General features: G+C 54.3%; 16 protein-coding genes. 11 read left to right on the forward strand and 5 right to left on the reverse strand.

From position 1 onward, the window contains the following. Positions 1 to 176: 176 nt before the first annotated feature. Positions 177 to 1,733, forward strand: coding sequence for an alkyl hydroperoxide reductase subunit F (ahpF, locus tag DES29_RS04165; protein WP_021995109.1), 1,557 nt, complete (start codon positions 177 to 179; stop codon positions 1,731 to 1,733). Between the two features lie 130 nt (positions 1,734 to 1,863). Further along, positions 1,864 to 4,050: an AsmA family protein gene (locus DES29_RS04170; RefSeq protein ID WP_021995110.1), complete on the forward strand. Its 2,187-nt coding sequence runs from the start codon at positions 1,864 to 1,866 to the stop codon at positions 4,048 to 4,050. Between the two features lie 55 nt (positions 4,051 to 4,105). Here DES29_RS04170 and coaD read toward each other — a convergent pair whose 3' ends face one another. Further along, a complete protein-coding gene (gene coaD / locus DES29_RS04175) occupies positions 4,106 to 4,597 on the reverse strand; it encodes a pantetheine-phosphate adenylyltransferase (RefSeq protein WP_005429366.1) in 492 nt (163 codons plus the stop codon). A gap of 77 nt (positions 4,598 to 4,674) precedes the next feature. Then, positions 4,675 to 5,379 (reverse strand): 16S rRNA (guanine(966)-N(2))-methyltransferase RsmD, encoded by a 705-nt coding sequence (rsmD, locus tag DES29_RS04180; protein WP_236578873.1) that lies wholly within the window; start codon positions 5,377 to 5,379, stop codon positions 4,675 to 4,677. A 47-nt stretch (positions 5,380 to 5,426) separates the two neighbouring features. Here rsmD and ftsY point away from each other — a divergent pair, with 47 nt between their 5' ends. From ftsY to trmL, 6 genes are all read left to right on the forward strand, one after another. After that, entirely contained in the window at positions 5,427 to 6,359 is a 933-nt protein-coding gene (gene ftsY, locus DES29_RS04185; protein ID WP_016475229.1) for a signal recognition particle-docking protein FtsY, read from the forward strand. 50 nt (positions 6,360 to 6,409) lie between these two features. After that, positions 6,410 to 7,879: a Ppx/GppA phosphatase family protein gene (locus DES29_RS04190; protein WP_016475230.1), complete on the forward strand. Its 1,470-nt coding sequence runs from the start codon at positions 6,410 to 6,412 to the stop codon at positions 7,877 to 7,879. A 12-nt stretch (positions 7,880 to 7,891) separates the two neighbouring features. Beyond that, positions 7,892 to 8,587 (forward strand): cell division ATP-binding protein FtsE, encoded by a 696-nt coding sequence (locus DES29_RS04195; protein ID WP_005429353.1) that lies wholly within the window; start codon positions 7,892 to 7,894, stop codon positions 8,585 to 8,587. Continuing rightward, positions 8,584 to 9,492 carry a cell division protein FtsX gene (locus DES29_RS04200; RefSeq protein WP_005429352.1) on the forward strand — a complete coding sequence of 303 codons (909 nt, stop codon included), beginning with the start codon at positions 8,584 to 8,586 and terminating at the stop codon, positions 9,490 to 9,492. Before DES29_RS04195 ends, DES29_RS04200 begins: the two co-directional genes overlap by 4 nt. 332 nt (positions 9,493 to 9,824) lie before the next feature. Then, on the forward strand, positions 9,825 to 10,730 hold the full coding sequence (gene rpoH / locus DES29_RS04205) for an RNA polymerase sigma factor RpoH (protein WP_113854500.1): 906 nt from the start codon (positions 9,825 to 9,827) through the stop codon (positions 10,728 to 10,730). Between the two features lie 73 nt (positions 10,731 to 10,803). Further along, on the forward strand, positions 10,804 to 11,274 hold the full coding sequence (gene trmL / locus DES29_RS04210) for a tRNA (uridine(34)/cytosine(34)/5-carboxymethylaminomethyluridine(34)-2'-O)-methyltransferase TrmL (RefSeq protein ID WP_005429350.1): 471 nt from the start codon (positions 10,804 to 10,806) through the stop codon (positions 11,272 to 11,274). A 74-nt stretch (positions 11,275 to 11,348) separates the two neighbouring features. Here the strand turns inward: trmL and DES29_RS04215 are convergent, their stop codons facing one another. The 3 genes from DES29_RS04215 to DES29_RS04225 all read right to left on the reverse strand — a co-directional run bounded on the left by DES29_RS04215 (position 11,349) and on the right by DES29_RS04225 (position 13,313). Then, a complete protein-coding gene (locus DES29_RS04215; RefSeq protein WP_005429348.1) occupies positions 11,349 to 12,011 on the reverse strand; it encodes a response regulator in 663 nt (220 codons plus the stop codon). Between the two features lie 234 nt (positions 12,012 to 12,245). Then, positions 12,246 to 12,788: a protein-export chaperone SecB gene (gene secB / locus DES29_RS04220; RefSeq protein ID WP_005429346.1), complete on the reverse strand. Its 543-nt coding sequence runs from the start codon at positions 12,786 to 12,788 to the stop codon at positions 12,246 to 12,248. Positions 12,789 to 12,908: 120 nt separating this feature from the next. Further along, positions 12,909 to 13,313 carry a rhodanese-like domain-containing protein gene (locus DES29_RS04225; protein WP_005429343.1) on the reverse strand — a complete coding sequence of 135 codons (405 nt, stop codon included), beginning with the start codon at positions 13,311 to 13,313 and terminating at the stop codon, positions 12,909 to 12,911. A gap of 131 nt (positions 13,314 to 13,444) precedes the next feature. Here DES29_RS04225 and DES29_RS04230 point away from each other — a divergent pair, with 131 nt between their 5' ends. The 3 genes from DES29_RS04230 to DES29_RS04240 all read left to right on the forward strand — a co-directional run bounded on the left by DES29_RS04230 (position 13,445) and on the right by DES29_RS04240 (position 17,154). Beyond that, positions 13,445 to 14,695 carry a murein hydrolase activator EnvC family protein gene (locus DES29_RS04230; protein ID WP_021995114.1) on the forward strand — a complete coding sequence of 417 codons (1,251 nt, stop codon included), beginning with the start codon at positions 13,445 to 13,447 and terminating at the stop codon, positions 14,693 to 14,695. 69 nt (positions 14,696 to 14,764) lie between these two features. Further along, positions 14,765 to 16,300: a S41 family peptidase gene (locus tag DES29_RS04235; protein ID WP_021995115.1), complete on the forward strand. Its 1,536-nt coding sequence runs from the start codon at positions 14,765 to 14,767 to the stop codon at positions 16,298 to 16,300. Positions 16,301 to 16,380: 80 nt separating this feature from the next. Then, complete coding sequence (locus DES29_RS04240; RefSeq protein ID WP_016475234.1) at positions 16,381 to 17,154, forward strand: HesA/MoeB/ThiF family protein; 774 nt, start codon at positions 16,381 to 16,383, stop codon at positions 17,152 to 17,154. Positions 17,155 to 17,269: the final 115 nt, after the last annotated feature.

The following is a 17,269-nucleotide window of genomic DNA, read 5'->3' on the forward strand; positions in this document are numbered from 1 at the left end:
CTCCAATCTCAGAAACAAACAACTGAGAGCATAAGGCCGCCGAAAGAACATAAGAAGGCCGCCTTTAAACCAGGCGGCCTTTTTTTTCATACGCTTCCCTTCAGAACACGCGCGGTCCTCGCTTCGCTGACCAGAGAGATGCAGCGGCCGCCATCAGCTTGTCTTGACTCTTTACTATGCTTGACGCTTCCGCTCTTCAACAGGTTAAGTCCTATCTTGATCGCCTCGTTAACCCCATCACGCTGACCTTTGCGGGTGACGCTTCTGAAGCATCCGAACAAATTCGTTCACTGCTCTCGGATCTCGCTTCCGTCTCGAAGTTGATTACTGTCGCCGATGCCCCGGCGGATCTTCAGGTTCGCCGCCCGAGCTTTACTATCTCGCGCACTGGCGAAAACATGGGCATCCGTTTTGCTGCACTCCCTATGGGGCACGAATTCTCGTCCCTGATTCTTGCGCTGCTGCAAGCAAGCGGCTATCCGAGCAAGTCGGCTCCTGATCTGCTTAACCGTGTGCGCGGACTGCAGGGCGACTACGATTTCGTGGTTTACATGTCCCTGTCATGCCATAACTGCCCGGATGTTGTGCAGGCTCTCAACCTCATGGCCGTGCTCAATCCCAACGTACGAGTAACAACGATCGACGGTGCGCTCTTTCAGGATGAAGTGAAAGAACGCCGCATCATGGCCGTGCCGACAGTTTTTCTGAACGGCAAGGAGTTCATGGCAGGCCGTCATGAGCTCGGAGAAATTGTTGCCAAGCTCGATGAGGGTTTTGTCAAGGAACAGGCTGCCAAGCTCTCTGCCAAAGCACCGTTCGACGTCCTCGTCGTAGGCGCCGGCCCAGCCGGTGCCACTGCGGCCATTTATGCTGCCCGCAAAGGGCTGCGTACGGGACTCCTCTGCGAGCGTCCTGGCGGACAAGTCAACGAAACAAGCTCTATTGAGAACTTCACATCAATCCTGTCGACTGACGGCGTGGCGCTCGGCGGTCGTTTCATGGAGCACGTTAATCACTACGGCGTTGACGTGATGGCACTCGAACGCGCCGTCAAGGTGGAACGTCAGGACGGTTTCTGGCAAATCGAGCTTGCCTCGGGCGGACATCTTCAGACCAAGGCCATGATTGCTGCAACCGGCGCTCGTTGGCGCCAGCTCGGTGTTCCTGGAGAAAAGGAATATCAGGGCAAAGGCGTCGCATACTGCCCTCACTGCGATGGACCGCTTTTTAAGGGTAAGGATGTGGTGGTGGTTGGCGGAGGCAACTCCGGTGTTGAAGCCGCCATCGACTTGGCTGCAATCTGCCGCTCAGTCACATTGCTGCAGCGCGGCGGTCAGCTTACTGCAGACGAAGTACTCGTTAAGAAACTCCTTGCAACGGCCAACGCCAAGGTCATCTTCAACATGACAGTAGAGTCCCTGGAAGGCAATGGTCAGCTCCTCACCGGCGTTCGCTATAAAGACAAAGCTACGGGTGAATTCAAAATCCTCCCCGCTTCTGGTTGCTTCGTCCAGATTGGCCTCGTACCCAATACTGACTGGCTCAAGGGAACGGTCGCGTTGAACGATTGGAATGAAATCATCATCAACGACCACGGCGCCACTTCTGCCGAAGGCATTTTTGCCGGCGGCGACTGCACAACCTCACCCTACAAGCAGGTCGTTATCGCCCTGGGCGGCGGAGCAACTGCTGCGCTCGGCGCCTTCGATTGGCTGATTCGTCAGCAAGGTTAATTTCATCGAGAGACTTCAACAGTCCTTCGCCGACTAGAAGCAGGATGCACGAGATTTGCCATCTCAGCTCCTGCTTCTTTTGTTGTGTGGCAGACTACATCGCTGATGACTCTCTATCACAGGCTGCTTCATGCGAACGCTCCGCACCACAATCGTCATTCTGCTTTTTCTTTCGCTTCTCGTTCTTTCCCTCGTCGGCGCCCTCACGCTCTACGCCACTCCTGAACGCGTTACAGCACGGGCCGCAGCCATGCTCGAGTCACATCTTGGGCTGCGAGCGGAACTTTCTGGCGATGTGGAATTGAAGCGCTTGCCGAAACTCATTCTCCGTATACCTGCCGGAGAGCTCATTCGCGCAAAGGACAGCGCTCATGCCGGCCGATTTGCCAGCGCAGAAATTGAACTCGCCCCATGGAGTCTCTTCGCTCAATCGCCGCGCGTCGACCGTGTTGCCGTTGATCGCCTTGAGCTCAACGATATCTCCTACGCGAAGCTGCTTGAGAACACAACCTCCTCTGCCGAACATGCCCTCTGGAATATCGACCAACTCGAACTCACTCAGGCATCCATTCGTTTTGATGCTCTGCCGCATGTTGGCGCAGGTATGCTCTCAGCGCTCGATGCCGAATTTTCCAATCTCTCTGAAACCGGCGGAACGGTGCGTCTGGCGGGTACGTTAACGCTCCCTCAGGCACCGAGCATCTCGGCCGCCCCTATTTCGGAAGGGTCCGCACAGACGCTCAGCGGCCTTACTGGCACCTTGACATTTACCGGCGTCTTCACGTTTGATGCTCAAAAAGGATTGGTGCTGCAGATGCCTGCTGCCACTTTTGACGGCATCTCCGGCTCGATGAACTTAAAAGCATCCGCCTCAGCCAATAGGCTGACCGGCGCCCCAATGGGCCAGCCTTGGATTGCGGAAAAACCAGCGCTGGAAGGTTCCCTGCGAGAGGGCACTACCTTCTCTATTCAGGCACCAACGGCATCCATCACATCCGACGGCATTTTTGCCGAATACGCCTCTGCGCGAGGACAACTCTCTGCAGCCAAGCGTAATTGGTCACTTGCAGGCACCGCCGGTGTTGATCTTTCCTGGGCCAACGGTTCACTTAAGCTCTCTGCGCTTGACCTCTCGAGCTCAACCGACTCCACTACTGTCAATCGACTCACCGGCACGCTTAACCTCTCCGCCGATACACTGCAAACCAACCTCGAAGGCACATTTTTTGGCACAACTGTCAGCCTGCATCTCGCTCAGCTGTCCGGCAATGCCGTATCGGGCAACATCGCATTGGGAGCGGCATCCGCGGCCACGCTTGAGAGCCTTTCTCCTCTCTGGGGACATTTTGTCGCAGCAGACGGACGAGACTTCAAAATCGCCTTTACGATTGGCACCCTCAAACTATCCGAAACAGGAAAGCTCACTGCTCTTAACGATGTGTCGGCGGATCTCACTCGTTCCGCAGGCATCGTCAATCTCACCCGCGGCCAAGCCGCTTTTCTTAACGGCGCAGTACAGCTTGCCGGCATTCTCACGCCGGACGGTATTTGGCGTATCAACAGCACTCTAAAGGGAGCCGATGCACAAAATGCCTTTGCAGTGCCGGCCCCAATTGCGGGGCGGATGGATGGAACTTTCGACCTCGAGGGCACCTTCTATCCGCTCGAAGGCACCATTACTGTTGCTGAGGCTAAAGGAAAAGTCCACTTAACCGAAGGCACACTGCTTGGCATTGATCTGGAGAAAGCGCGTCAGATTCTCATCAATGAAGCGCCCGAAACACTCCCTCCAGAATTGGTCGCAAAGACTGCACGGACGCGCTTGAGTGAACTGACTGCTGACATCGCCCTTACCAAAACGTCAGAATCTGAACACTTCATCAAGATTTCCGGCAAAGCACTTGCCCCGAGAGTCGGTTCAGCCGAATTGCCGTGGATCGCTGAGTTTGCCGGCGAAGCCTCACATTCGCAGATGACCATTGACATTAAAGCGACACTTGCCGCCGAGGGCAAAACGCCGGAACTCATGTTGCCTGTGCAAGTAATCTTCAAGACGGGTTCCGCTCCTCAATGGATCATCAACTGGTTTGCTGCGGCGCAACCTGCTGCGGCGGCGCATGCTGATGAGCCATTCACACTGAAGAAACTTGGACAAAAGTTTGAACGAGCCATGAAAGATTTTTGGAACGGCATCGAATTCCCGGAAATCGACATGCCCAAACTGCCTTCATTGCCGAAGATGCCTTGGGATTCAGATGAGAGCGCAGCGCCTAGGCAACCAACTGACGCGGACAGATCCTCGAAGCAGAGCATCTGACTCGAGTGCCGCCGAGCCTAAAAACTTGCTTTAGTTCGTTGTTTGCGGTCAGGTGTTACATTGGGTTGCGTCTGGCCGCCGACTGCAGTGTCGGCCAGATACGAGGATCAACGAAAGCCGCCGCTTCATCACCGCCAAGACGAGCAATTTCACGCACAAACGTACCGCTCACGAACTGATTTTGCAGTGACGGTGTCATGAATACTGTCTCAACCTCTGGCATCAGCTGCCGATTCATGCCCGCCATCTGAAACTCATATTCGAAGTCACTTACGGCACGTGCTCCGCGCACAATAACACCCACATCGTGCGACATCACGAAATCCTTAAGCAATCCCGTAACGGGAAGCGGCTCAACATTGGCAAAGTCAGCACACACCAACCGGGCACAGTAAAGGCGTTCTTCAAGCGAGAGAAGCGGATGCTTGCCGGCACTTGTCGCCACTCCCACATAAACCTTAGGAAAGATACGTGAGGCGCGGGCAATCAGATCGAGATGACCGTTTGTCAGGGGATCGAACGTTCCAGGATAAACAGCATTGAGCATTGTGAGGAATTCTCTAGTCCTGTCCGTGCATCAGCCAGAGCTGATCAGACGTTAAAGAAGCAATAAGAGCGTTGAATTTAACCTTGAGCCGCCTTCTGTGCCTGCTTAGCGGCAATCTTCGCCGCTTTACCGCGAAGCGGCTTCTTGACTTTGGCCAATGCAGCCAGAGAACCAGCTGCAAAACCCAAAAGTTCGCAAGTCACCTGCCCTGCACTCATACTCCTTAAGCGAACGAGTTTTTGTTGGTCAAGCACTTCCGGCGACGTCAGGACACCCGAACGTTCAACGTAAAGAATGCCATTCGGCCCCAGACATTTTGCTGCTTCAACAATCGCTTCGTCCTGCAGATTCAGTGCATAGGGAGGATCAATGAAAATCACATCGTAATAGGATGCTGCCCCCTCAAGAAACTGAAAAGCATCTCCCTGATGAACTCGGATCTGGGTGCCATTGGCCTCTTTTTCAGAGAGCTTTGCCGCTGCATGCTTCAAAAGCGCCGCCTGACGGCTATCGCGCTCAACAAAGTCCGCGGCTTTCATGCCGCGCGACAGCGCTTCAAAACCCAAAGCACCGGACCCCGCAAAAAGATCCAACGCGCTTTTGCCCGAAAAGGAGCCTAAAAGATGCCCAAGCCAGTCGAAAACGGTCTCGCGCACTCGCTCCGGAGTAGGACGCAGTCCATTGCGGTCGGCAACCGCCAACGGCGTGCGGCGCCAACGCCCCCCAACGATGCGCACTGCACCCTCTCGCTCACCGCGTGAGGTTGTTAAACTTGCGCTCACAGCGTCTTTACGCGCATTTCTTGGACTTTTCAACATCTTCATCAAGTATGGCTTTGGGTTCTTCTGAGGGTTGGTTTTCCCGTTTGAAAAATGGGCTTTCACGCACCCGCGTCAATATCGTCGGACTTTTTTCAGGCGGCGTCGTTGACGAGGATTTTCTCGAGGAGCTGGAGTTTGCGCTGATCTCCGCTGATGTCGGCGTAGAGACAACAACGCATATCTTAGAGCGCCTTCGCAGCGATATTAAGCTCCAAGGATTGAAGACTCAGGAAGAGGTGAAACTCGCGCTGCGTGATGAGCTGGTCACCATTCTCAAACCTGCTGAAGGCGTACTCAACGTTGATCAAGCAAAGCCTTGCGTCATCATGATGTGCGGTGTGAACGGTGCTGGTAAAACGACTAGTATCGGTAAACTTGCCAAACGTTTCGCCGACAACGGCAAGAGCGTCCTTTTAGCCGCCGGTGATACTTTCCGTGCTGCCGCACGGGAGCAGCTCGCCGTCTGGGGTGAACGCAACCGCGTCGAAGTTATTGCACAGACTGGAGGTGATCCGGCAGCGGTGGTTTTTGATGCCGTCAATGCCGGCCGGGCCCGCAGCATGGATGTGGTTATCGCCGATACAGCGGGACGACTTCCTACGCAGACCAATCTGATGGAAGAACTCTCGCGCATCCGCCGCGCTCAAGAAAAAGCGCTCGAAGGTGCGCCGCATGAGGTGATTCTCGTGGTAGACGGTACAAACGGCCAAAATGCATTGGCGCAGGTGGCCGCGTTCGACACTTACGCTCACCTTACCGGTCTGATCGTTACCAAATTGGATGGCACGGCCAAAGGCGGCGTTCTTGCAGCCATTACAGCTGCCCGAGGAGAGCGGAGACTGCCCATTTACTATATCGGCGTAGGCGAAAAACTCGAAGACCTGCAGCCTTTCAGTGCTGAAGAATTTGCCAATGCGCTGGTTGGTCTGGACGCAAAATAAAGTAACGCCGCCGCAGGCAGTGCACATCACTATTCATTGAAGGATTCATCATGCTTCTGGGTGCTGTAGATCTTGGCAGCAACAGCTTCCGCGTTGAAATCGGCCGCCTTGAAGGCGACAGTATTCACACGCAAAACTACTTGAAGGAAACCGTTCGCCTTGCCGGTGGGTTCGACGACAAGGGCGCTTTAACGCCTGAAATTCAAGCGCGCGCTTTGGCCGCGCTTGCTCGCTTCAATGAGCGTCTGGCAGGTCTGCCTTCTACTCAAGTTCGTGCCGTCGGCACTCAAGCTATGCGCGTAGCGACCAATGCGGCCGATTTTTTAAAAAAAGCCGAAGAAACGCTTGGTTACCGCATTGATATTCTCTCTGGACACGAGGAAGCACGTCTTGTCTTCAAGGGATGCGCACATACGCTTCCGCTTTCAGATAAACGGCGTCTAGTGGTCGATATCGGCGGCGCCAGTACTGAAATCATCATCGGGAAGGGATTAGAAGCTCAACGCTATGAAAGTTTCCGTATGGGCTGCGTCAACACGTCCATCCGCTTCTTTCGTGAAGGCAAAATTACGCAGAAGTCGCTTGATCGCGCGATTACAGCTTGTGCCGCAGAACTTGAGGAATCTATCACTACGTTTGGACGCGGCACTTACGATGAGTGCTATGGTTCAGCAGGCACGTTCGGAGCTGTAAGTGACATCTGCCACGCGCTCGGCTGGAACACTGACGGTGAGGTGACGCCTGAGCACCTTGAGCGACTGCGCAAAATGCTCCTGGACATGCGTGACGTTAAGGATGTGAACTTTCCCGGCCTCAAAGAAGACCGCCGTGAAGTCATCGCTGGCGGTCTTGCCGTTTTGTCTGCCGTTTATCGTGTGCTTGGCATTCGCGAAATGCGCCCCGCTCAAGGCGCTCTGCGCATGGGGCTCCTCTATGATCTCCTCGGCCGCGTCTCTAATCGCGACACCCGAGATGTAGCTATTGAGGGACTCATGACCGCGACTCGGATCGATCGCGAACAGGCCGAACGCGTCGCCAACATTACGCTGGCTTTCTATCGAGAGCTCTGTCCTGACGCTTCACCCGAACTGCTGAGATATCTGCGCTGGGCAGCACTTGTACATGAATGCGGCATGTCAATTTCTTCCTCGCGATACCATCGTCACGGAGAATACATTATCAAGAATGCCGATATGCCGGGCTTTAGCCGCCGTGAACAAGACATGATGGCAGCAATCGTGCTCTCGCAGCGCGGCAATTTGAAAAAACTCGAAGGCGCATTTTCTTCTGGCCTTATTTCTCGCGCAGCAGCACTCGCCATTCGGCTTGCTGTTATTTTCTGCCATGCCAGAAAAGATGTTGAACTTCCCATAATGACTATCCATCGCAGCAACGAACAACTTGTTGTTCGCCTCGCGGAAGTCTGGCTTAACGCCCATCCGCTCACTGACTACCTCCTGAAGGAAGAGTCAGACTGTTGGGATCGCGTCGGCCGCAGTGTTAAGATCGAAAAATTCTGAGTAGCACTTTCAATGGCTCCTGCAGTTCCTCAACCCCTCCTTGAGCTTCATTCCACGAGCGTTATCATTGACGGCTCCGTGGTTGTCGACCGCGTCTCTCTCACAGTAGGACGGGGGGAATTCGTACTGCTCCGCGGACCGACAGGAAGCGGAAAGAGCACCGTATTGAAACTCCTCGCAGGGCTTGTTCGACCGACTTCGGGCGAAGTTATCGTTGCCGGCGACCGTGTCGATCATTTCAACGAAATGGAACGCCGGTGGCTACGTCGCTCTATGGGGCTCATGATGCAGGACGGACGGCTGCTTGATGACCGTACCGTCCATGAAAATGTCATGCTCCCGGCCTTAGCTGCAGAAGAGTCTTATGCTGAAGCCCGCCGCCGCGGTTTTCTAGCGCTGGAGAAATGCGGTCTCGCCGAACACGCCGACGCCTTCCCTGCCCGTTTGTCTGCGGGTCAGCGGCAGCTTGCGCTCCTCGCACGTGCGGTCGTCAATCGTCCTGTCGTCATCCTTGCCGACGAACCCGTTGCACATTTGGACGATGTTAATGGTGAAGCGCTGCTTGCACTTCTAGCCACTTTCGCGCGAGCAGGCGTCACCGTTGTCTGCGCGAGCCACAAAGCACTGACAGTTCCCAGAGCCCAACTCCGCGAAATCATACTTTCCACGCCCGGTTCAATGGCTGTTGATACGGAGATTCGGGCATGAGCTTCTTCACCGGCTTCATCACCAGCCGCCGCTGGGCTTTCGAAGAGATGTTCCGCGGCTTGAAACGCAACGCAGGAGCTAATGCCTTTGCTGTTTTGCTTTCAGCTCTGGCACTAACGATTCCTCTTTGGATTGCCTTAGTCTTCTACGGACTATCGGAACCTCTGCGAAGTCTTCCAACATCGGTTGAGCTGACGGTTTTCACTAAGGAAGGTGCAGATGCCGTCAAGGTAGCTAATGCTGTCCGTGCAGCACCTTTAGTGACAAGTGCCCAAGTTATTGGGAAAGATGAAGCACTTAAGGCATTGAATGCTCAGCTTGGGCTGCCGTCTCAGACAGCCGGAGGCAACCCGTTGCCCGACATCATTGTGGCCGTTTTGGACGATCGAGCCAGTGCTGATGAAATCGCTGCCGCCGCAAAACGTATTTCCGCCCTGCCGGGCGTCGATTTCGCGCCTTATGAAGCATCCTGGCATGAGAAACTGCGGGCCGTCACTCAGGCTTCATGGGTGGGTCTTGCCTGTCTCGGTACCGTCGTAGCACTTCTTGTCATTCTTGTTCTTGAAAGTGCAGTTCGAATGACGACCGCCTCTGCGCGAGATGAAATGTGCACGCTCTATCTGATTGGAGCAGCCCCAGGATTCGCCGCTCGCCCTTATGCCTGGCGCGGCATGGTGCTGATGGGCACTGCTGCCGCTGCTGCGCTTGGACTTTCTGCAGCGGGGATCAAACTCCTGCAGCCATACCTTGACCGTGCCGCAGCGCTCTACGGCGGCTCCGTCACACTCACACTTCCAACGCTCGAACTCTGTTTAGGTTTTGTTGCCGCGGCTGCCGTGCTCGGCGGCCTCACATCGTCGCTTGCCGCACTACGCGCATGGCGAACCATTGCCAAGGCCCAGTAACTGTACCCTTTTCACTCTTTGCCCTTTGGGAAACCCTCTGCTACAAGTCTTTGGGGGAGAACGTCCTTATCCCCTAAAACTCAATGCTATTGTTTGATGGATCCGTTTCCCTTCCGCCGCCGCACATGACATCCTTCTCGGTTGATGCTCCGCTCATTATTGATCACGACGCAGCTACGCCTGACGAGCCACAGCTGAATGCATTGCCAGAGGGCTCTGACGAGCTGAGGACACAATCTCTTGATGCAGTCAAATCCGTAAAATCGTCCGAGCATCCCCATCAGCTTCCTGCTATACGCCAATCAACTGCACCCACAATACGTGCCACGCACCTGCCGTCCGTCAAATCTGAACGCTCGACCGCAGTTGTGCCTTATTCGCCGTCAGGGCCTTTGGGTGACTTAGATGCATTCCTTCGCGCCGCGGAACGCGCGCCAATGCTGACGGCCGATGAAGAGAAAACGCTTGCCCTGAAGCTACGCGATCAAAATGATCTGGAGGCTGCACAAAAACTCGTGCTCTCCCATCTTCGCTTGGTAATCTCCATTGCTCGTGGCTTTCTGGGCTACGGCCTCCCTTACGCCGATCTCATTCAGGAAGGCAACATTGGCCTGATGAAAGCCATTCGACGATACGACCCTGATCGTGGCGCCCGCCTCATGACTTTTGCCGTCCATTGGATTCGATCTGAAATTCAGGAATACATCATCCGAAACTGGCGCATCGTCAAGCTCGCCACTACGAAGAATCAGCGAAAACTTTTCTTCAATCTCCGACAACTGAAAGAAGACAGCCAAGCAGCACTCACCAATCAGGAAGCCCAACGTATCGCGCTCACATTGGATGTCAAACCCAAAGAGGTCCTCGATATGGAAGAGCGCATGTATGGGCAAGAAACGAGCATTGATGGACCGGCAGATTCTGACGATGATGACCGCTTCTCACCTTCGGACTGGCTTACCCGCACAAGCGATCAACCCGAAGCCATACTCGAAGCTGAAGACCGCCAGCACCTCGAAGGCGAAGGGCTGCAGACGGCCTTAGCCGCACTGGACCCCCGCAGCCGCCGAGTCATTGAAGCACGCTACCTCACCGTTGACGCCGACGGCACTGCAAAACCGGTAACACTGCAGGCGCTTGCGCACGAACTTGGCGTTTCTGCAGAACGCGTGCGTCAGATTGAAAAGCTTGCCATCAAAAAAATGGGAGAAAAGCTCGCAGGTCAAGATCCATTCTGACCAGCAGACGCACAACGAATACACTTATATCCCGCCGCATCATGCGGCGGCTTTCGTTTTCCCGCTCTCCGTCATGTTTAACGTTGTACTCGTTCACCCTGAAATTCCGCCCAATACCGGCAATGTCATCCGTCTTTGTGCCAATACGGGCGCTTCGCTGCACCTCATCCGACCGTTGGGATTTTCACTCGAAGACAAACACATGAAACGCGCCGGTCTAGATTACTGGGAATATGCAACACTCAAAATCCATGACAATTGGGAAGCGTTTCTAGCTGCTGAGCACCCCAACCCGGAACGTATGTTCGCGATGACGACGAAAGGGTCAACCGTCTTTTCGCAGCTGAAATTCATACCGGGCGACTGGTTCATTTTCGGCGCTGAAGGCTCCGGCCTTCCTGATGACATCCGCAGCGCGTTCAGTGCACAAAACCGTATTCGACTGCCAATGCGCCCGGACAACCGCTCGCTCAACCTCTCCAATGCCGTTGCAGTGACTGTTTTTGAAGCCTGGCGGCAACAGAACTATGCTGGTGGCTGCTGACCGTCATTTATCATCAAGGACAAAGATAAAGGCGCTCGAAAAATGATTTAGAGCGCCTCCATCCCTAGCTCCCATTAGAGCTCTTTGTCTATCTTGTGCTCGATCGCATAGATCGCGGCCTGCACACGGGATGAAAGATTGAGCTTTCGCAAAATACTCTGCACGTGAACTTTGACGGTCGACTCAGCAAGATTCAGTGCACGTGCAATCTCCTTATTGGAAACTCCGCGAGCAAGCCAGGCCAAAGTCTGCCGTTCCCGACGAGTCAAAACAGTCGGATCCGTCCCTTGTGCCTGACGAGTGCGAGCAGCTTCCGGCGGCTCCGACAGACGGTTGACAAACTTTGTCATCATTTGCGGGGAAATCACGCTGTCGCCGTTATAAGCCGCGCGGATCGAGCGCAGCAGAAAATCCTGATCAATCTTCTTAAGAAGATACCCACGAGCACCTAGCTTCAGACATTCGCCGAGTGCTTCACAGTCTTCGCTAACCGTGAGCATCAGCACAGCAAGATTCGGATGTGTTTCACGAATCTGCTCGAGCGCCTCACGGCCATTCATGCTTGGCATATCCAAATCGAGAAGCACGACATCTGCCTCAACCTGCTCGACGAGTTTCACGCCCTCCAGGCCATCGCTGGCTTCGCCGACAACCTCAAAATCAGGCTGACGCTGCAGAAGTGCCTTAACCCCGCTGCGGAAAAGCGTGTGGTCGTCAATCAGCAGAATACGAATCATTATTTGGTTCCCTCCACATGCTTCATCCGTCAGCCGGAGGAAGCCCTCTACTTATTAACGTCCATTCTAGCCGCAGGATACGGCTTTTCCACCCATACGTTCGACCAGGGTCTACTCAGTCAATGGCCGAAGGTTGCTCCACTATAGAGGTATAGCGTAGCGTTCCGTCAGAAAAAAACGGTCGTCCCTAATATGATGGGGCCGACCGTTCTTTTGGTGCAGCGCAGATGTGAATTAATTCTGCGCAGCGTCACCCTGCTTCTCAGCAGCAGCATGCGCTTCGGCCTGAGCCTGAGCGAGACGCTGCTGATAGAGCACCTCGAAGTTCACCTCCGGGAGATGAACCGGCGGAACGCCTGCACGGGTCATCAGATCCGCCAGATTGGCACGAAGATAGGGATAAACCATCGACGGGCAGAGCACATTAGTGACGTGCTGCAGCGGTTCAGCAGGGATTCCGTGAATCGAGAAGATACCGGACTGACGGCCTTCGGCCAGGATAATCACTTTATCCTCCGGAGCCTTAACCGTAATCGTGCCGCGCACGGTAATGTCGTAGAGATCAGCCTGAACGAGGCGCTGGCTCACTTCGAACTGGATATCGACCTGCGGAGCCGATTCCTGAGGAGTCAGCAGAATATCCGGTGCGTGCGGCATCTCGAGAGAAGCGTCCTTCAAGTAGCAGCGCTGCAACTGGAAGACCGGCTGATCATCCTGTTCGGGCTGAGCCTGCGGCTGCTGCGCTTCGGGATTCTGCACGTTTTCGTTTTCGGCCATTTTGAAGTGTCCTTTCTAAAAGTGGCGGCGCCCGGTCGGCACTATGTTTCTTCCGAGCGTTCAAAAATTCAGTACCAGTGAGCTGCGCACACCAGTATCTTTATATATGGGGACGAATCCTCAGGATTCAAGGGGCAGCTTGTCGCGCATCCAGCCAACGAGACCGCTGTCAAGCACGTAAACCTTAGTAAAGCCCACGCCGCGCAGAAGCTTTGATGCTGCTGCAGACATATTCCCCGAGTTGTCGACGACAATAATCGTACGGTCCTTTGAGAGCTCGCCCAGACGGTTCTGAATCTCATTGGCGGGAATATTCACCGAATTGGCGATGCGCACGCGTTTGAAATCTTTCTGAGCTCGAACATCAACCACAAGTGCGTTCTGCTTGTTAATCAAGGAGACGGCTTGCTCAGACGACACCATCGGGCCAAAGCGGCGAGTATTGATAAGCGGCATGGCAAGCGACACGGCTGCGATGACGGCAATGATGATGAGAAGCGCGTTTTGAACAATGAATTGAGACATGGGACTATGAAAAATCGATTGGAAAAAATTCCCAAGAAGGTAGGATTATAGGTTGCGGCGACCATCGACCCCGCATCTCTTCCATACTTTTGCCTCCGGACTTCCGCGCAAACCACTCCATGCGCTTGCCCATGTCATTCTTTCGTCTGCTCTCGCTTGTGCTCTGTCTGGCGCTGCTCAGTGTTTTTGCGCCTGCAGAAACTTCTGCTGCGCTCAAGTCTGACGCCACGGCCAAGCAAAAGGTACAGGCCGAAAATCGCAAAGCCTCGGTTGATGAAAAGCTCTCCGAACTTGAAAAAAAACTCTCTGCTCGTGAGGCGGAAAACGAAGCGGCCGAAAATGACCTGAAGAAAGCCGACCAGTCCATCTCCGAAGCAAACCGGCGCCTGCGTACCCTTAAAACGGAACGCAGTACTGTCGAGCAGCGGCTCTCCGAACTCAGACAAGACGGTCGCAGCGTGGAGCGAGACCTCCGAGAAGCCCGCAGCCGCTACGAGCAGATCATGCGTGCGCAATATATACATGCCCAGCGACATAGTTGGCAGTCGCTCATTGAGGGCGGGAACCCGAATGAACTCGCCCGCACGGCAGCGGAGTTACGCTACCTGTCGCTTGCTCAGCAAGAAGCGGCAAAGGCCTTAACTCAAAAACAGACCCAGATCGACACTGTCGAAAAAGAAACGCGTGCACGACGCGCAGAGCTCTCCCGCATTGCACGCGAAGAGGAAGAAAATCACGCCAAACTGCTAGACGAAAAACGAGATCGTCAATCTGCTGTGAAGAAGTTGGCCCGCGAGATTGCCACCCAACAGGCGGCAATTGAGAAACTAAAAAAAGACCAGACTCGATTGGAAAATCTCGTCGCTTCTATCGACAAACGACTCGAACGCGAGCGCGCAGCAGAAGAAGCTACCGCTCGCGCAGAAGAGGCCAAACGCGCGGCGGCTGCCCAAAAGAATCAAAAGCCCATTGCTCCGCTGCCTTCTGGCTCTTTTGCACAATCAAAGGGACGTCTTATCCGCCCGGTATCGGGTCGAGTCGCTGCTGGCTTCGGCAGTCGTCGTACAGGATCAGCCGTTTGGCAAGGTATTCTTTTTAGTGCTCCAGAAGGTGCCGAAGTTTCTGCCTGTGCGGCTGGACGAGTTGTATTTTCGGACTGGCTTCGCGGCTACGGCAACCTGCTCATCATTGATCATGGCGGCACCTACATGTCTGTCTACGCAAACAACGAATCTGTCTTAAAGAATGTCGGTGACAAGGTCACCGCAGGCGAAACCATTTCCACCGTTGGCACATCTGGTGCGAGCGATGAACCCGGACTCTATTTTGAGATACGTTACAAGGGCAAACCCATCAACCCACAGCCGTGGCTCGCCAAATAAGCGAAAATACAAAAACTTTTGCGGCACCCCCGGGATTTCCCCTCGACCGTTTTTATTGAACATATACCAATGAAGCTCCGTCTTCTTTCTCTTTTCGTCGCCGGCGCTCTGGCCGGCGCTCTTGCCACTACCGGCATGCAGGTCTATGCCGACAAGCAAGCTGAAACCAAACTCCCGCTGATGGAAGTGCGTCAGTTCACGAGCGTCTTTAACGCCGTGAAGGACTACTACGTTGACGAGGTCTCCGACAAGGAGCTTCTTGAGCTCGCCGTTGAAGGCATGGTCAGCGGTCTTGATCCACACTCAAGCTTCCTTGACCCAGAAGGCTTTGAAGACATGAGTGAAGCGACACATGGGAGTTTCGGCGGCCTCGGCATTGAAGTCACTAAAGATGTCTCCGGCGTACGCGTGATCTCTCCGATCGACGATACCCCTGCCGCGAGAGCAGGCATTCGCGCCGGCGACATCATTACGAAGCTTGACGGCGAAGCCACTGCCGACTTGACGCTCGAAGAAGCCGTGAAGCGTATGCGCGGTGAGCCGAAAACAAAAATTCGTCTTGAAATTGCTCGTAAGGGTGAAATGAAGCCGCTCTCCTTCACAATTGAGCGCGCAACCATCAAAACGCAGTCCGTGCGTATGAAAGAGCTTGCAGACGGCTTCGGCTACATCCGCATCTCGCAATTCCAAGAGCGTACGGCAGAAGATCTCGCTGCCAACATCAACAAGCTTGAGAAATCCGGACACTTGAAAGGTCTTATTCTTGATCTGCGTAATGATCCGGGCGGCCTGCTTCAGGCGGCGATCGGCGTTTCCGCCGCATTTTTGCCGGGAAAAAGCGATGTTGTATCGATCAAGGGACGTACACCTCAGTCCGACTATGCTTTTAAAGCTGTAGAAAAAGATTATCGTTCGGGCAATGCGGCCAAAGCGCTTGCGGAGCTCACCCCGGCAGCGAAAACAGTGCCGCTCGTCGTACTGATTAACTCTTCGTCAGCCTCTGCATCCGAAATTGTGGCCGGTGCACTGCAGGATCACAAGCGCGCTGTTCTTTTGGGCGACCGCTCTTTTGGCAAGGGATCTGTGCAAACCATTTTGCCTATGACCTTCGGTGAAAAGACTGTCGGCGTAAAACTCACTACGGCGCGTTACTACACGCCGTCGGGGCGTTCGATTCAAGCCCGCGGTATTGAACCCGACTTCTATGTGGACGACACGCCCAAAGGCAACTTCCCGACCTTCCAGGTTCGTGAGGCAGATCTGGCTCACCACCTTGCCAATCAGCAGGACGCCAAAAAGTCCGACAAGGATAAAAAGGCTGAGGCCGAAGCGCTCCCTTATGACGACAACGATGAAGCCAAGACGCCAGATTGGGTTTACCTTTTCGGTGATGACAAAGACTGGCAGCTTAAGCAAGCCATTGCTCATCTGAAGGGGGAAAAAGTTGAAACCTCCCGTCTGCGCGGTCAGCCGATTTCGGTTGCGAAGAAGCTGCGCGCCGAAGATGCGGCAAAAGCTAAGGCGCAAGCCGAGGCCGAAGCAAAGAAGGCCAAAGAGAATACATCGGACAACAAACCCACCGAGACTCAAAAGAAGAGCGAATAAATAACGCGCCCACCTCAACCGGCGGCCGCATCCTTCGATGCTTTTTGAAGGATCGTCCGCCTTTTTTTGGGACCACAAATATGAACGATCAAGAACGTTTTGCCGCGCTGCGCGAACGTCTATCCCGCCAGATGCGAATCAAGGAATTGGGCGAAGACGGTGAGAAGCGCATTCTCAAAACGCGATTCTTAGTGATCGGAGCGGGCGGACTCGGCTCTCCGGCGCTCCTTTACCTGGCCTCCTCCGGCGCTTCACACATCACCGTTGTTGATCCTGACGAAGTGTCCGAAAACAACCTTTCTCGTCAGATTCTCCATGACGGCTCCTCTATCGGTCTAAATAAGGCCCAAAATGCTGCTCAGGAATTACTGCGATGGAATCCAGTGCTTGACATTCGGGCCGTTCCACACCGAATGGCAGATGTGGAGGAACTGCGCACACTCGTACGAGAACACGATATTGTCCTCGACTGCTCCGACAATCTGGCCACTCGGCAGTTAGCCAATCGCGCCTGCTTCATCGAAAAGAAACCGCTTGTTTTCGCTGCAGCCGTAAAGCTTTCCGGGCAGGTCACGGTTTTTGACTTTCGTGATCCAGACTCTCCCTGCTACAGATGCCTCTTTGAAGAAGATGACGCAGCAAATGACGAAAAGGCCTCGACGCTTGGGGTCTTCTCGGGACTTACTGGCACTATCGGACTGCTACAGGCTACTGAAGCGCTGAAACTTGCCGCCGGTATTGGCCGCCCTCTAACTCGACGCATGTTGTTTGTCGATCTTCTCAATATGGACATGCATGAGATGCGCTATAGCCGTCTAAAAGGCTGTCCATGTTGCGGCGGCACTGCTTGCTGAAACCTTCACAACTCCAATCAGGTAGAGATCAATGCTTATGCTTTGCTCTCTACCTGCAGCAATGGCATCGTCGGATGATGTGTATGGTTTACTGAACTTTTATATTTAGTCCTTC

Origin of the sequence: Sutterella wadsworthensis, from assembly GCF_003315195.1 — a bacterium.
Classification (GTDB): Bacteria; Pseudomonadota; Gammaproteobacteria; order Burkholderiales; family Burkholderiaceae_F; genus Sutterella; species Sutterella wadsworthensis.

What these genes read in the sequence shown, in the direction of transcription:
- DES29_RS04230 (WP_021995114.1), top strand. Translation starts at nt 13,445, where the DNA reads ATGTCATTCTTTCGTCTGCTCTCGCTTGTGCTCTGTCTGGCGCTGCTC.
- ahpF (WP_021995109.1), top strand. Translation starts at nt 177, where the DNA reads ATGCTTGACGCTTCCGCTCTTCAACAGGTTAAGTCCTATCTTGATCGC.
- secB (WP_005429346.1), bottom strand. Translation starts at nt 12,788, where the DNA reads ATGGCCGAAAACGAAAACGTGCAGAATCCCGAAGCGCAGCAGCCGCAG.
- DES29_RS04195 (WP_005429353.1), top strand. Translation starts at nt 7,892, where the DNA reads ATGGCTCCTGCAGTTCCTCAACCCCTCCTTGAGCTTCATTCCACGAGC.
- DES29_RS04190 (WP_016475230.1), top strand. Translation starts at nt 6,410, where the DNA reads ATGCTTCTGGGTGCTGTAGATCTTGGCAGCAACAGCTTCCGCGTTGAA.
- DES29_RS04215 (WP_005429348.1), bottom strand. Translation starts at nt 12,011, where the DNA reads ATGATTCGTATTCTGCTGATTGACGACCACACGCTTTTCCGCAGCGGG.
- DES29_RS04170 (WP_021995110.1), top strand. Translation starts at nt 1,864, where the DNA reads ATGCGAACGCTCCGCACCACAATCGTCATTCTGCTTTTTCTTTCGCTT.
- DES29_RS04235 (WP_021995115.1), top strand. Translation starts at nt 14,765, where the DNA reads ATGAAGCTCCGTCTTCTTTCTCTTTTCGTCGCCGGCGCTCTGGCCGGC.
- ftsY (WP_016475229.1), top strand. Translation starts at nt 5,427, where the DNA reads ATGGCTTTGGGTTCTTCTGAGGGTTGGTTTTCCCGTTTGAAAAATGGG.
- DES29_RS04225 (WP_005429343.1), bottom strand. Translation starts at nt 13,313, where the DNA reads ATGTCTCAATTCATTGTTCAAAACGCGCTTCTCATCATCATTGCCGTC.
- DES29_RS04200 (WP_005429352.1), top strand. Translation starts at nt 8,584, where the DNA reads ATGAGCTTCTTCACCGGCTTCATCACCAGCCGCCGCTGGGCTTTCGAA.
- DES29_RS04240 (WP_016475234.1), top strand. Translation starts at nt 16,381, where the DNA reads ATGAACGATCAAGAACGTTTTGCCGCGCTGCGCGAACGTCTATCCCGC.
- trmL (WP_005429350.1), top strand. Translation starts at nt 10,804, where the DNA reads ATGTTTAACGTTGTACTCGTTCACCCTGAAATTCCGCCCAATACCGGC.
- coaD (WP_005429366.1), bottom strand. Translation starts at nt 4,597, where the DNA reads ATGCTCAATGCTGTTTATCCTGGAACGTTCGATCCCCTGACAAACGGT.